This is a genomic window from Flavobacterium sp. PL02 (assembly GCF_035013205.1).
In the GTDB taxonomy this organism is placed as follows: domain Bacteria; phylum Bacteroidota; class Bacteroidia; order Flavobacteriales; family Flavobacteriaceae; genus Flavobacterium.
The window spans coordinates 1638138-1652170 of record NZ_JAYGJP010000001.1; the positions used below are offsets into that span (position 1 = coordinate 1638138).

14 protein-coding genes are annotated in these 14033 nt (G+C 28.6%); 7 read left to right on the forward strand and 7 right to left on the reverse strand.

From position 1 onward, the window contains the following. Positions 1–80: 80 nt before the first annotated feature. Positions 81–344: a hypothetical protein gene (locus tag SHI72_RS06950; RefSeq protein WP_323489499.1), complete on the reverse strand. Its 264-nt coding sequence runs from the start codon at positions 342–344 to the stop codon at positions 81–83. A gap of 278 nt (positions 345–622) precedes the next feature. On the opposite strand from SHI72_RS06950, the gene SHI72_RS06955 reads away from it, so the two are divergent. The 6 genes from SHI72_RS06955 (at position 623) to SHI72_RS06980 (ending at position 7231) form a co-directional block, all read left to right on the forward strand. Then, positions 623–898, forward strand: a complete 276-nt coding sequence (locus SHI72_RS06955) for a hypothetical protein (protein ID WP_323489500.1) — start codon at positions 623–625, stop codon at positions 896–898. Beyond that, positions 888–1025 carry a hypothetical protein gene (locus tag SHI72_RS06960; protein ID WP_323489501.1) on the forward strand — a complete coding sequence of 46 codons (138 nt, stop codon included), beginning with the start codon at positions 888–890 and terminating at the stop codon, positions 1023–1025. Before SHI72_RS06955 ends, SHI72_RS06960 begins: the two co-directional genes overlap by 11 nt. A 96-nt stretch (positions 1026–1121) precedes the next feature. Then, positions 1122–1490, forward strand: a complete 369-nt coding sequence (locus SHI72_RS06965; RefSeq protein ID WP_323489502.1) for a hypothetical protein — start codon at positions 1122–1124, stop codon at positions 1488–1490. A gap of 171 nt (positions 1491–1661) precedes the next feature. Then, complete coding sequence (locus tag SHI72_RS06970) at positions 1662–3560, forward strand: DUF262 domain-containing protein (protein ID WP_323489503.1); 1899 nt, start codon at positions 1662–1664, stop codon at positions 3558–3560. Beyond that, positions 3557–5935, forward strand: a complete 2379-nt coding sequence (locus SHI72_RS06975) for a DUF262 domain-containing protein (protein WP_323489504.1) — start codon at positions 3557–3559, stop codon at positions 5933–5935. The genes SHI72_RS06970 and SHI72_RS06975 overlap by 4 nt, the downstream gene beginning before the upstream one ends. Positions 5936–6532: 597 nt before the next feature. Then, positions 6533–7231, forward strand: a complete 699-nt coding sequence (locus tag SHI72_RS06980; RefSeq protein WP_323489505.1) for a hypothetical protein — start codon at positions 6533–6535, stop codon at positions 7229–7231. Between the two features lie 31 nt (positions 7232–7262). On the opposite strand, the gene SHI72_RS06985 is transcribed toward SHI72_RS06980, so the two are convergent. From SHI72_RS06985 to SHI72_RS06995, 3 genes are all read right to left on the reverse strand, one after another. Continuing rightward, complete coding sequence (locus SHI72_RS06985) at positions 7263–7799, reverse strand: hypothetical protein (RefSeq protein ID WP_323489506.1); 537 nt, start codon at positions 7797–7799, stop codon at positions 7263–7265. A gap of 177 nt (positions 7800–7976) precedes the next feature. Beyond that, positions 7977–8321 (reverse strand): hypothetical protein, encoded by a 345-nt coding sequence (locus SHI72_RS06990; RefSeq protein WP_323489507.1) that lies wholly within the window; start codon positions 8319–8321, stop codon positions 7977–7979. A 69-nt stretch (positions 8322–8390) separates the two neighbouring features. Next, the gene (locus SHI72_RS06995; protein ID WP_323489508.1) at positions 8391–9623 is read right to left on the reverse strand and encodes a serine hydrolase domain-containing protein; all 1233 of its coding nucleotides are present in this window, start codon (positions 9621–9623) and stop codon (positions 8391–8393) included. A gap of 282 nt (positions 9624–9905) precedes the next feature. Here SHI72_RS06995 and SHI72_RS07000 point away from each other — a divergent pair, with 282 nt between their 5' ends. Beyond that, entirely contained in the window at positions 9906–10271 is a 366-nt protein-coding gene (locus tag SHI72_RS07000) for a hypothetical protein (RefSeq protein ID WP_323489509.1), read from the forward strand. A 23-nt stretch (positions 10272–10294) separates the two neighbouring features. On the opposite strand, the gene SHI72_RS07005 is transcribed toward SHI72_RS07000, so the two are convergent. The 3 genes from SHI72_RS07005 to SHI72_RS07015 all read right to left on the reverse strand — a co-directional run bounded on the left by SHI72_RS07005 (position 10295) and on the right by SHI72_RS07015 (position 14033). Next, positions 10295–11761, reverse strand: coding sequence for an NAD(P)/FAD-dependent oxidoreductase (locus tag SHI72_RS07005; RefSeq protein WP_323489510.1), 1467 nt, complete (start codon positions 11759–11761; stop codon positions 10295–10297). Between the two features lie 903 nt (positions 11762–12664). Next, positions 12665–13381 carry a DUF6882 domain-containing protein gene (locus SHI72_RS07010; RefSeq protein ID WP_323489511.1) on the reverse strand — a complete coding sequence of 239 codons (717 nt, stop codon included), beginning with the start codon at positions 13379–13381 and terminating at the stop codon, positions 12665–12667. 76 nt (positions 13382–13457) lie between these two features. After that, positions 13458–14033, reverse strand: coding sequence for a hypothetical protein (locus SHI72_RS07015; RefSeq protein WP_323489512.1), 576 nt, complete (start codon positions 14031–14033; stop codon positions 13458–13460).

A 14033-nucleotide genomic window follows, 5' to 3' on the forward strand; every position in this document is an offset into this window, starting at 1 on the left:
TGGTTTGTTTTTTTTGTCATTTTTTAGATTAAAATCGTAGGAAATATTAGATTACCCTTTTATTAGTTTAATATTAGCTATCACAAGTTATTATTAGTACTTATCAAAGTAATGGTTTCACTTAAATTATTTACCGATATGTAATCTAAAATAAAATCGTCTGCTTCTTTTTTGTTTTCAGGAGAAGTGGAAAAAGAGTTAAGATAAAAATTTTCATTTTCATCCTCAATGTGAATAATTTCGGTAAATCCTCTAGTAATTAAACTGCCTTTTAATTTTAATACTTTAAACTCACTATTTCTGTCTATTTCCTTTTTCACTCGGAGTTTTATAGTTTTAGTCATTTTATTAGTTTTTTTGTAAAGTTATAAAGTAAAAAATTAATATTTAAATAGCTATATTTCATTTTTATAACTATTAAGTACGAAAATCAGAATTGATAAGATTGTTTTAAATTTCATTAAATTATATTTTTATGGTTTCATCATTTTTTGTAGTACTGTCCAAATTCTTAGTGTTTTGAAATGGTGTGTGGTTCGCAACCTTTCAATTTTCGGCTTTAGCAAAAAGATGAAAGAAACTAATTTAATAACTTTTTCATTTTTCCAAATTATCCTTCAGAATGAAAAAAATTAAAAAACTCAATTGTGAAAAGATAATATACATTTTCACTTTAATCTCTTTTATATTATTGGTAGTTTTCTTAATTAATAATTATAAGAAGACTGTCATACTTGAAAAAGAGCGTAATAGAATAAATAGAGAAATCTATCTAAAACAAGTGATTTCAAAAAAGAAAGAAGAAGATTTTATTGAAGAAGAGAAAGAAAAAAAATTTATAGAAAAAAAACAAAAATGTACGGAAGTAAGAGAATTAAAAACTGATTATGAACCTTAGTGAAGCCATGAACATCGTTAAAATTTTTAAAAACGAAAGTGTCAAAGAAACCCTTAATGGTTTACAAAAATTAGAAAAGACAATTTCTATTTCTAATTTCGAAACCATTATTTGGCAGCCAAAATAATTAAAGAGCTTCATCACAAATTGATGAAATAGTCCATGCATCGGGTATCATGATAGCAAAAGAAGTTTGGCTAAATTAAGATGAGAAGTAGAATATTTGTCACTTGGTGCTGGAAATCATAAAGAACGTTTTGATATGGAAACCAATTTGAGAATCGCTGAATTCAAATTTGGTAAATGGAATGAAAAAAGTGCAAATGGTATAAGACGCCGAGGTTATTTCGCTAATTATGTTAGTCTTTTAGTGGTAAATGATCGTCACATTAAATATTTTGTTGTTGAAGATAAAGTAGCATTCATAAAGTTTTTCAGTGTAAAAGCAACGTGGAGAAACGTATTGAATAAAAATCCATCAGGTTTTAAAAATCTGGAAAAATTTATAATTGAGAATAAAAAAGAATATTTAGTTACAGTTGGCGAAATTTATAAAGAATTTGAAGGACGGGGTAACCATAATCGAGTTTAATCAAATAATTAAAAACACAAATTAATGTCAAATTTTAAAAATTAACTAAACAGTAAGTAAGAAACCAATATTGTAGAAACTTTGCCTTAGATCATCATATTGAGGATAATATTGGCGAAGTATTGGATGCTTGAAAATTAAAAAAAAATATAATAAGTAAAAAGAATCAAAATGAATAACGAAATATGCTTAAAATCAATAAGCGAATTATTGGAGGAAAGCTTTTATATATCATCATATCAAAGAGGATATAGATGGACTGAGCAACAAATTTTTGATTTATTAAATGATATCTATTCATTTGCTAAAAAGAAAAACAAGTCTGAAAAGGAATTTTACTGCTTGCAACCTATTATAGTAAAGAAACATTCCTGGGTTAGAATTAGCAATGATCAGGAAGAAACAATAGTTGGGTGGGATGTTGTGGATGGTCAACAAAGACTAACAACAATCAGAATACTTTTTAAATATCTTTTAAATGAGTTTTTAACAGGCCGTAGTTTGAAGCAACGGTATAACAAAGACTTATTTACAATAGAATATCAAACTAGACCTCAATCCTATGAATTTCTCGATAATCCTGAAAAGGAGGATCATTCTAATATAGATTTTTATCACATTAGTGAAGCATACAAATTTATAGCAAAATGGTTTAATCAAAAAGTTGAAAGTGATGGTTTGATGTTTGATGATTTATGTGATTCAATTACAAAATTATTGGTTTACAACAAAACTAACCAGAAAGAAGAAGGTGTGGTTCAAGTAATTTGGTATCAATTGGCAGATGAACAGGTAAATCAAATAGCAACTTTTATCAGAATTAATTTAGGAAAAATATCACTCACTAATTCAGAACTTATTAAGGCATTATTTCTGCAAGAAAGAAATTTTGGAGTTGGTGATGCTGCAAAATTAAAACAATTAGAAATAGCACATGAATGGGATCAAATTGAGAATTTTCTACAAGATGAAAATTTTTGGTGGTTCCTCAATAAATCTAACAATGAAGCCTCTTCTCATATTGAATTCATCTTTGATATGATTTGCGAAATTGCGGTAAAAAATAATGATGAAATTGCAAAACTACTAGGTAATGATAAGTTTGTTACTTTTAGATATTTCAATTTACTTTTTGGTGACGATATAGATTATCTGTCTATAAAGCATAATTGGGATACGATAAAAAAATATTTTGAAACTTTTGTTGAATGGTATGAAAATCCAATATGGTACCATTACATTGGTTTTTTAGTTTACTGTGGAGAAAGTGTTTTAGACATATTTAATCTTCTTACAGCTCCTGAGATTGAAAATAAAGAAGATGTAACTATTGCTTTAGTTAAGCAAATAAAAAATAAACATCTCAAAGGAATTAGCTGGATAGAAAAAACAGATGATAATAATGAAAAAACATTTGAACTAAATCTAGGCTATAATAGTGATAAGTATTTGCTGCGCAAAACTTTTTTACTTTTTAATTTAGAATATATTGTTAAAAAAACTAACCAGCAAAATTTAATTTATAAATTCCCTTTCAAGGCATTTAAAGCGAATAAAAAAATTAAAGATGAAAATACTGCTTGGGATATTGAACATATTGATTCTGCAACAGAAAATAGTTTAACCAAAAAAGAAGATCAAAATATCTGGCTTGAAAATGCACTAATAGATGTTCCAGAAATTAGTAAAGATGCAGTTTTATTAGGGGAGATAAATAATTTCATTACTAATCAAATAGGAGATTTTGATCAGCTATTTAAAAAAGCACAAGTACTTTCAAATGAGGAAGAATTGACTGATGAACTTAAAAATAGTTTAGGAAATCTAACTCTTTTAGATGCTGGAACTAATAGAGGTTATGGCAATGCTTTATTTGTTTCGAAAAGAAGGATAATTATAGAAAAAGATAAAGAAGGTGTATTTATACCAATTTGTACCAAAAATGTTTTTCTAAAATATTTTGACGGAAATACTAAAGGTAAATGGATCACAGAAGATATTATTGCTTATAGAAAAGAAATAGAAAATACTTTACAAAAATTTCTTCCAACAAAAAAATTGACAATATGAACAAGTATAATTTAATAAACTTACTTTCAGACACAATTGAGATTAGTGAGGGAGAAACATTAAAAAAAGTAAAACTTGACGGAATAAAAATCCCTATTATTCAACGTGATTATGCTCAAGGACGAAAGAATGAAAAGATAATCAGAGATCGTTTTTTATCAGCCCTATTTGAAGCATTAGACAAGAACAGAGAACTTGAGTTAGATTTCGTTTACGGTTCTATAAAAATGAATAATAATGATGAAAAAGTTTTTCTTCCTTTAGATGGTCAGCAAAGATTAACAACACTTTACCTCTTATATTGGTTTGTTGGCAATAAGGAATTGAAAGATCTAGAATTAACAAATCTTAGAGAAAAATTACTTGGGTTTTCTTATGCAACAAGAACAACGGCGACCGCTTTTTGTGAAAAGCTAGCAGAAATTAATTTTAACGAAGATCCATCAAAAGAGATAAGAAAATCTTATTGGTTCCATAAAAGATTTGAAAAAGATCCAACCGTTATTGCTATGCTTAATATGCTGGATGCTATTAAAATTAAGTATGAGGAAATTAATAAACCAATTTTCAACAATCTAAACAAACTTTGCTTTTATATACTTCCTCTAGACGGTTTTGAACTAACAGATGAGTTGTATATAAAAATGAATGCTCGTGGAAAGCAATTAACCGATTTTGAGAATCTCAAAGCAGATTTAAATAATTGGATGATTAGTGATTCAAATAAAATGAAAGAGAACTTTAAAAAAGAAATTGATTACAATAGTCTTTCAATTCCCTATTACCTTGTTTTACTTTCTAAAGTTGATAACGAATGGACGAATATATTCTGGAATCAGCTTTTAAAGGTAAAAGAAGCAATTAAGGTAAAAGAGGACAGAGATAAATTGAAGATGGTTATTGACCCATTATTCATGAATTTCATCTCTCGTTATATTGTTAATACACACATTTTACGAAGCACAAAAACAAATTTAGAAATTGAACTTTCAAAAATATTTAGATTCTTTTATAATGAGGCATATAATCAAAAATATAATTCATTTGATATATATGAAGAGGTTTTTAAGCAAGATAAAGTTATTCAAAATTTAGAAAAAACATTAGATACATTAACTCAGAATTATCAAGAAATAGCTGAAATCATTAAGCCTATTTGGAATAAAGGAACAAATTGGTCACTTACAGATGAAAGAATTAATCAACAACAAAGAATATTGTTTTGCGGAATATGTTTATACCTTGAAAAAAACATCTTTGAGCCAACTTACTTTGCCAATTGGATAAGGGTTGTGTGGAATTTAGCAATAGACCCAGATATAAGAAGTATTGGTTCGATGATCAATACAATGAAATTAATTAAAGAGTTATCGATCGGAAGTGAAAATATATATGCCTATTTTGCTACTCAAGAGTTTCAAGATATTATAAATAATAGAAAAGATTTTTTCAAAACGCAACTTGAAGAAGAAAAGATTAAAGCAGCATTACTAATTAATCCTATTTGGGAAGAATATATAATTAAAGGTGAATCGCATCCCTTATTCCTTGGAAATATTGGTTTTTTAATTAACGATAATCCCAATATAGATTTATTTAAAAAAAGACTTGAAAATGCATTTCTATTATTTGACAATTCTGGGGCAAACAAAAGTTTTAGCAAGCAACACAATTTGTTTAGATACTTGATAACTAAATTTTCGACTTGGAAGCAAATTGAAAATTTTATCTATGGTGATTCTGAAATTAATTGGCGATTAATTTTACGTCGTGATACTGACTATAAAAACAAAGATTTCATTAAAGAAATATGTTCCTTAGACTCAATTGATAAGATAAAAGAACATATTTCAGCAGGTTTATTGATTGAATCTTCGGCTACAGGTTGGAATGCTAGTTCCTCTTTCAAAGTAAGAAAAGCACACACTAATCTCTATTTTGATGCTAATTTTTGCTCTTGGATGCAAACAGCAGGTGCAAATAAAGTAAAATGGCTTCAAGAACACATTTATATAGTTCGTCCAGGTGCTTGGTACGATAAAGTAATGATAGATTGTTTCAGAAATGAATTAATAACTCTTGCCTTGATTGAATTAAAATTAAAACCTGAGAGCAAAAAGTGTGACAATAGTAACTTTTTTAAAGAAGAAAATATAAAATTCACAAAACATATTGATGAACGTTTATTTGTAATAATTTTTGGAGCAACTGGATATTTTACAATAAAAGAAAAAATTGAAGAGTATTGGATAGAAATAATTTCTGAAGACTATACCAAAATTAATACGATTGATGAAGTGACAATTTTTATGAATAATTATAAAGACAAATTAGAAACTAATACCGATAAAGAACTAATTAAGTTATTTGAATAAATGATAGATGATAAAAGAATTGAAAAGTTAGCTAAGTTAAATCTTAAAATAAGAGTACTAAATTAAATCTACTGAAGCCAATGTAGATTGCTTTAAAAGTTAAAGCTTTTGTTGTTAAATGTGTTTATCAAAAAAGAGTTGTATTTTTGTAATACAAAAGGATTATAACGTTCTTTAAAATACAAGAAGTTTCTGTGCAGGAGATTTTTAAGATATTGTAAAAAATGATAATTGTGGCAGATTCATGGCACAGCTATTTTCTAAAAACAAAAAGACGGTATTAGTGCGGGTTAAGCAGATTAAGTTCTGACCCCTCATCGCCCACCAAGAAACTCCATTAGAAATAATGGAGTTTTTTTATGTTTTAAGGTGTGGATTACAAATTCGCACAATTGGATACGAAGCAGGAAGGCTTTGTATAGCGAGAATTTTTTATTGTCTATAAAATAAATCTCAATTTATTAAAAAAATCAATTGTAGCATTCTGTTTTTGTGTACTATTGTAATAATTTATAGTTGATTACGTAGCGAGCAACATCTATCTCGTGACGGATATATTCTATAATAGTTACGGCGATATAAGTTAATTGTTATTTTATGAAAGGCATTAAGCTAAAGCTACAAGACTTAGTTTTCAACTTCAGGAAATGGCTTTCTGAAAATTACTCTCAACAAAATATTGATGAGCTTTTATTTGATGATGCAGGTTATCCAGACTGGTATGAAATTGAAGATTTTTATTCTGAGTTATTAGAAAAAGATTTAATAAAAAACTTAGATAAAGAAGATGAAGAAAATCTACTTTATCTAATTTCACGTAATTGGGATTGTGGTAGAATGATAGCCTGGCTTTCAACTAGTACACAATTATCTAATATCGGGCATCTTAAAGAAAATGATTTTATAAATCTAAGCAAAACACTTTCTAAAATTAGCAAAGTAGAATTCGACGATGCTAAATCTCAATTTGTATCTTCATTTAAAAAAATTAGCTTTTTAACAAAGGAAATTGAAGAAATATTACTTGTGTTTTACAATGAAAAAGATGAATATATTAAAAGATTATCTTTAATTACACTTGGAATACTTGGTTATTCGGATATAAAAAAAATAATTAAGATTTCATGGGAAACTATTGATGATCAATATCATAAAATGGGATGTTTATATGTTATTCATGAAGTTTTAGATAATGAAGAATTATTAATCCATTATTTATCTTTGTCAAAAAATGAACAAGGAGAAAATTTAAAAAATTATATTTCTGAAATAACAAAACAAAGAAAATTCAGTTAACGATAGTTTTCATAATAGTTAGCTTTATTTTTTATCTAGTAAAAGTTTTATTTTTGATATTTTGCTGCTCAAAGATTAATGTTTTTATATAATTACAATCAGAAAAATATTCAAGCCAAATTAAATTTCCTTTCTGAATTTTATCATAATATTTTTCATCTATTGAAATGTTTTTGTGTATTCTCTCAATTTCAGAATAAATCTTTAATTCATATGAATAGCTATCATTTGATTCATGTCCTTTTATTGTAATTATTTCTTTTTCTAAAACTATTATATTTCCCTCTATTTTTTTTTGTAACAACAAATTTTGTTGTTCTTTAATCATAGATTTAAATCCTCCAATAGTTACGTAAGCCCAAAATCCGAAAATAATTATTACAGCTAAAAGAGGAATTGTTTTGTCAATGATTTCTGGATTATCAAAAATTTGATAAATACAAATACAAGGAAATACAATTGAGAATAATGAAAAAAACAACCAAATCTTATATCCGTAATTCAATTCTTTTTTCAAAAATTTTATATCCTCATCATTAATATCTTTAATCTCTAAAATTTGTTGCATTATTGATTATTTTGAAATCTTAATTTTTGTATCGCCTAAGGTAGAAAAATAGTTTAAAAATAAGCCTAAAAGCCATATGGGAAAAGGAGTGAGGTCGAGAGGTTTTGTAGAAAGGAGTATTTATTTTTCTCTTAAATCAGAATAATAAATAAAAGAATAAATTTAGAATTTGTTGTCTTATCCAATTTCTATGTACTCGGATTTGCCTTTGTCGTTTCCGTTTGTGAGCCATTCCCAATTTAAAGATAATTTGATTTTGTTATTTTCCGTCAACTCGATTTTTGCTATTGCTTTTCCTGCTTTTAATTGATTATCTGTTGTTAAGCATTGATAAAGCATATTTAATTCATCACCTTTTAATTCAGCAATAATTTTTCCATATCTTATTGTTCCTCCAAAATAATCGGCAGTAACAAGATTGTCGTCTTGTTTGTAATTAAAAATGGTTTCTGTATTTACTTGGCCGTTATCGGAATTTTGAATAAGTGCAAACTTTTTATTGTTAAAATTAAAGTCAATCATTTTGTTGGTTTTAGTTATATAGGTAGTTGCTAAATTTACTGTTAATTCGTTTATGCCTGCAGTAGATTTTTATTTTTTAATTGTATTTTGATAATCTGATAGGGATTTCCATATTTGCTCTATTTCTGGCCAAACAGCAGCTGTAAAATCAGTATCTGTGTTTACTAGAACTATTGTGCCCGTTTTAGTTTTAGGGTTAAAATACATCGCTGTAAATACCCCTGGATCAGAACCATTATGACCAATCATATCATTTTTGATATTTAAAAAAGAATCGCGAAATTCAATAAAAACACCATATTCTTCATTTGTTCCATTGCTAACAAATGTTTGTTTTTCAAAGAGTTTCTTGTACCTTTCTTTCTTTAAAAGTTTTCCATTTCCCTCATATCCTTTTATGAGTTCTGATAAAAATAATCCTAAATCATTACTCGATGTTAGAAATCCTCCATCAGGATACGTTATGAGAGAATATTCAGCAATCATCTTCTCTTTGTTTGCAAATAATCTTGAACGTTTACTAACATCAATATCTTTTGATGACCAACCAGAGGAATTCATTTTTAATGGTTTTAGAATATTCTCTTTAGTAAATGAGGCGTAATCTTGTCTCGTTGCAGATTCTATTACTAAAGCACAAAGAGCAGCTGCTATATTCGAATATTCACGCTTTTCTCCTGGTTTAGCATTTAAAAATGTGTTTTTTGAATACCATTTTCCATTTTCAGTAAGACTATTTCGCATGAAATCTGATAATGGAATATTATTTTCGGGTTTATTGAAGTAGTCGTAAACTCCTTCATTTTCATCGTGTTTGTCTTTCGTTAAAATATATGATTTTGCATAAACTTCATCAAGGTCTGTAATTGAAGAGGTATGATAAGCCAAATGTTTTATTAAGATTGGAATTTCTGGATGATTAGGATTAACAATCTTGAATGGTAAATACTTATTGATTGGGTCGTTTAGATTTAATTTACCTAATTCTTGTGCTTTAAATAAAGATATTCCTATTAGTGTTTTTGATATTGAAGCTATATTTTGAATTGTATTTGATGTGTATGCTTTCTTTTGCTCAATATCTGTAAATCCAAAACCTTTATCGTAAATTAAACCTTTTTCGTTTACTAGAGAAACCGAAAATCCAATTATTGCCCCTTTTTTATAAGCTAAGTTTAAGTTTTTAGTTAGTGTATCATTTATTGCAGTATTACTTTTTTCGGTTATTCGATCAGTTTCATTTTTTTGTTTAAATGATAAGATTAGTATTGAAAGGATGAGAATTAAAAATATTTTTTTCATTGTTTGTTATTTTATTATAAAGATAACGTTTCAATTGTTTTACTTTTCTCGCTCTGTAAAGACTTGAAATTTTGTATCGACTAAGATAGAAAAAAGCTTAAAAATAAAGAGCTTAAAAAATAAATAAAAAGTATATTAGTACAAGTGTAAAGTCAGGAGACTTCAGCTTTGCTTTAGAAAAAAAACTTAATTCACATGAAATATTTGTTTCTCACTATCATATGTTTTCTGATTATATCGTGTAAGAATGATGAAGATGTAAAAATTATTAATCAAGATTTAATGCTAGAAGTAGAATCTTTTATTAAAAAAGTAGACAATAACCCTCCTTGTAATTCTAATAATATAATAATTGAAATTTTTAAAAATAAAATTATTATAAATAATTCAGAACCTGTTTTTGCAAGCTCTTTTTTAGGTTCAACTACTATAAAAAATAGTAAAATATATTTTTATTCATCTGCGGATTACTCCAATTTTATTATAGCCACAAAAGAATCTTCAAAAATTATAAATATTGATAGTAATACTAATGATAATTGCGATCCACCTATGGATATCATATTGTTAATTGATAAAAATGACAGAAATAAATTGTATAATCTACCTCCTCCAAATTTGAAAATCTCAAAAAATGATGATGCATAAATCCAATCGACTATTTGTGCCCTTTATTTCACATCTTTTTTCTTCAAACATCTTCCTCTCGGTTGGTCACCTTCATGGAGTACAACTTCGGAATGTAGGAACTGTGCAGCTTCAGCTGAATCTTTTACTTTTATAGCGCTACGTTCTAGCATTTCGGCTTCATAATCATTTAATACACTTTTTCTAATTCCAGCTTTTTTCCATTGTGATAAAGGTCTGCATTCTTTTGTGATTCCTCGGGCGAGTGAGAGGGCATCTAGTAGTGCCTGATTTGCTCCTTGACCTTTAAACGGACTCATGGGGTGGGCTGCATCTCCAATAAGAGTTACTTGCTGTCCTTTTTCTAACAATTCAGGTTGGAGTAATTCCCGATCATAAACAGGATAACCAGAAATTTGAGCTTCTTGAGTAGCTGCCAAAATCTGAGGAATAGGGGTGTGCCACTGAGTTCTGCGACAGGCTTCTTCCTTGAGCGCTAGAGGACCTTGGGCGCTTAATGCTTTGGCTTCTTCTTCGGGCATTGGGAAACTAAGTTGCCACATTACGGAGTCTGATGTATAAGGCATAATATAGATTCGCTCATTACCATTGGCAGTTTGAAACACTGTGGCTGAGTCTAACAAAGGACTATTAAGATCTTCGAGAGCACTTAAAGGGCAAATACCTAATATTACAATACAGTCTAAATAGCGTAAAGGGGTAATGTCTTCACCAATAAGCAATCTGCGGACTGAACTACGTATGCCATCGGCTCCAACTACAAGATCTGCCTTTGCCGTTTTTATTTTGTTGTTTACCTGAAAGCTTAAATCAACAGTTCCATCTTCAGATTCTTTAAAATCGATTAATTGATGTCCCCATTGTACCACGTCATGTTTGCCTAGTTGCTGAAGTAGCTCTAAGCGCAAAGATTGTCGTGCGATGTGTATATTTGAACGTTTTGAAGAGGTTTTTACATCCGATTGTATCCATTTTCGAACTCCCCATTCGCCAATCACTTTTCCTTCTGTAGTATGAACGAGATGTCTTGTTGAAACCACACCATCTTTTAACGAAAAAATTCCCAATCCTTCGATTGCTTTACTAGCTTGTTGCAAAGTAAGTCCGTAGCCTTGTGATCTTGCAGCAAAGTCACTATCTCGCTCATAAAGAGTAAAAGGGATTCCACGGTGTAAACAAGCTACGGCCAGAGCAACTCCTCCTATACCAGCACCAATAATAGCAACGTGTGGATAGTTTTCTTTATCTACCACAGGTGGAGTAGCAGAATGTACCAATCCAGACCCGTGACAGATAGTACAGGAATATAAATGTCCTTTAGGGCGAGTTGGAGCCGTTCCTTCTCCCTTGTTTTTCTCAAATAGATCGAGTGCCATTTGGTATTGGAGTCGAACTTTCTTGCTGATTCTTCTGCTTTTTTTGCCGCGTCCCTGGCATTCCTGGCAAATAGTCCAGCTTACCTCTTCATTTTCTCCTTTTTTTACTTCCACTTTTTTTACTTTATCTGGACATTTAGATCTTCTTTAAGGTGTCAAAGCTATTACCTTTATTCTTTCTTTCCTTAAATTTTAAATAAAAAAATAAATAAAATATCAAATGAATTGAAAATGTCCCGTAAACTAAAAATCTTTGTATAGCCATATAATTTTGAAAATTTTGATTAGCCGAACCTGGTGTAATACCATCGTAAACTAATAATTCACCAGTAATAAAAATTACATTCACAATAAAAAAATAGAATAAAAAAATGTAAAGACTTATAAATTTTCGAATGCCAAAATAAAGAAATATCGGTATAATTATATTTAGTAACAATATAATTGAATAAAACCTACTATCATTTATATGTGAATTCCATCCGGGGAAAATTGAGGAGACATAATCTAATTTAAATAATGATAAAAATAGTACTAAAATTAGCGCTATCAATATAAGTAAAAAAGTTCTCATTCTATGGTTAGTTTTGTGTTATGAGCAGGTTTTCTTTAGGCAAAAAGTACTATTTCAGTTAATTAACTTTTTGTATATTGAAACAGAAAGTATTTCCGTCAATCGGAAATACGGAACTAGAGAATCTAAAAGACATATTGTTCTAGGTACAAAGTCAGGAGACTTCGTACAGCAGCTTTTCGGGATTATTAGAATAGTCTCTAATTATTCGTTACTTTTTTTATTTATATTGTTTTTTATCAAAAGAAAAATCGTTGCTAAAAAAACGATCAGGTATATAATAGAGAGACCTAGTTTTTCAAATCTTAGAGTTTCAAAATTAAACTGTTTGTAAAGCGCACTTCCTAAAATTAGTATTATAATAACGGGTACAAAATTCTTCATATAATGGTTATTATTTAATGGTTAATAATTGTTTTTTATTCAAATAATCGCAATCTTTTTTATCCATTTAGTTTTATAAGGCGTGACTGGTCATCAAATTCGGCTGTTACTGTATCTCCATTTTTAGTTGCGGTTAGTTTTATTCCATTTTCTGAAATATTGTATCCTTTATCAGTTAAATAATTGGTCAAGGCGAGATTATGGTTCATATCAAATTGCGAAATTAGTTGCGGGAAAACAGTCATAATTCTAAAATGATTGTCCTTGCGGTTTTTATCAATTTGATCACTTTTTATTGTTATGATCATTGCACCTTGTCCGTAATCACAAATATAGTAAGCACTTGAATTATGAATTCCCGACGCAATAGTACCTATTAGATGTAAATCTTCTTTTGAGAAATCGAAAGTATCATTTTTTAAAATGTTGATTTCATTATCTTCTCCATATTTTTTTAGTTCCAAAGCTTGTTGGATAACTTTATCTGTAAGCCCTGATTTTGTGTTTGCCCAAGCCCAAAGCCAGGTTTGAGAGGAATGTGAAATAGTACCTAATACTTGAATTGGAAAAACAAGGTTGGTTCCAAAACTAATTTCTCCGTTGGCAATATTTATATTCCAATTATTATTCCCAATTAAGTCTCCAAAATCTAATTGTTTATCAAATACAATCCCACCATATCTTTCGATCAGTTCTTGGTCTGTTTTAAAAGCTGTCAAATCCTGTTGTGTTTCTGTCTTGTTATTTTTCCCAAATATTTTATTGAAAAATCCCATATGTTTCTTTTATTATTGTTTAAAATTAAAGCTTAGTTTGTAAAATGTTTATTAACTGATTATATTTTTGTCAAAATTATTTTGAACCAATTTTCATTAGTTCACTATATAAATTATCTAGAAAAGCTTGCTGTTCTTCATTTTCCTTAAAATAGCGTTGATAGTTTACACTACAACTTTCGACATCTGAAATGTTTTTTGTATTAAAAGACCAATCATCTGTGTCTTTGACTGTAATTCCTAAGTCATTACTGCAACTTTGCCAAAGCTCAGAGAATTTAGTTTTTTTATTATTGCTTAATTTATCAAAGTCAGCATTAACAGTAAAACCGCTCATTTCTGAATTAAAAAATTTATCAATTGAAGTTACGGGAACACCACCCCAATTTAATGGTTTACCAACTGGAAATTCTATGGTTATAAGGTTTTCCTCGTTCATTATTTGATCTTGTTCATCTTCTTTAAAGTATTGTTCTTCATAAACTAGCTTTGTTCCTACTGGAACTGCTATTTTCTTAACGACCAATGGTTTTGTAGTAATAAAATATGGATAATGTGGTGAAGAATTTCCACCAGTAGGACTCATATTTCCGATACATCCCGTTAAAAAGAATAAGACGAATAAAGCAGAATAGGGTTTAAAAGATTTCAT

Bases quoted from the DNA above. Each gene is read 5' to 3' on its own strand.
- SHI72_RS06950 (WP_323489499.1), bottom strand. From the start codon at position 344: ATGACTAAAACTATAAAACTCCGAGTGAAAAAGGAAATAGACAGAAAT.
- SHI72_RS06955 (WP_323489500.1), top strand. From the start codon at position 623: ATGAAAAAAATTAAAAAACTCAATTGTGAAAAGATAATATACATTTTC.
- SHI72_RS06960 (WP_323489501.1), top strand. From the start codon at position 888: ATGAACCTTAGTGAAGCCATGAACATCGTTAAAATTTTTAAAAACGAA.
- SHI72_RS06970 (WP_323489503.1), top strand. From the start codon at position 1,662: ATGAATAACGAAATATGCTTAAAATCAATAAGCGAATTATTGGAGGAA.
- SHI72_RS06975 (WP_323489504.1), top strand. From the start codon at position 3,557: ATGAACAAGTATAATTTAATAAACTTACTTTCAGACACAATTGAGATT.
- SHI72_RS06980 (WP_323489505.1), top strand. From the start codon at position 6,533: ATGAAAGGCATTAAGCTAAAGCTACAAGACTTAGTTTTCAACTTCAGG.
- SHI72_RS06985 (WP_323489506.1), bottom strand. From the start codon at position 7,799: ATGCAACAAATTTTAGAGATTAAAGATATTAATGATGAGGATATAAAA.
- SHI72_RS06990 (WP_323489507.1), bottom strand. From the start codon at position 8,321: ATGATTGACTTTAATTTTAACAATAAAAAGTTTGCACTTATTCAAAAT.
- SHI72_RS06995 (WP_323489508.1), bottom strand. From the start codon at position 9,623: ATGAAAAAAATATTTTTAATTCTCATCCTTTCAATACTAATCTTATCA.
- SHI72_RS07000 (WP_323489509.1), top strand. From the start codon at position 9,906: ATGCTAGAAGTAGAATCTTTTATTAAAAAAGTAGACAATAACCCTCCT.
- SHI72_RS07010 (WP_323489511.1), bottom strand. From the start codon at position 13,381: ATGGGATTTTTCAATAAAATATTTGGGAAAAATAACAAGACAGAAACA.
- SHI72_RS07015 (WP_323489512.1), bottom strand. From the start codon at position 14,033: ATGAAATCTTTTAAACCCTATTCTGCTTTATTCGTCTTATTCTTTTTA.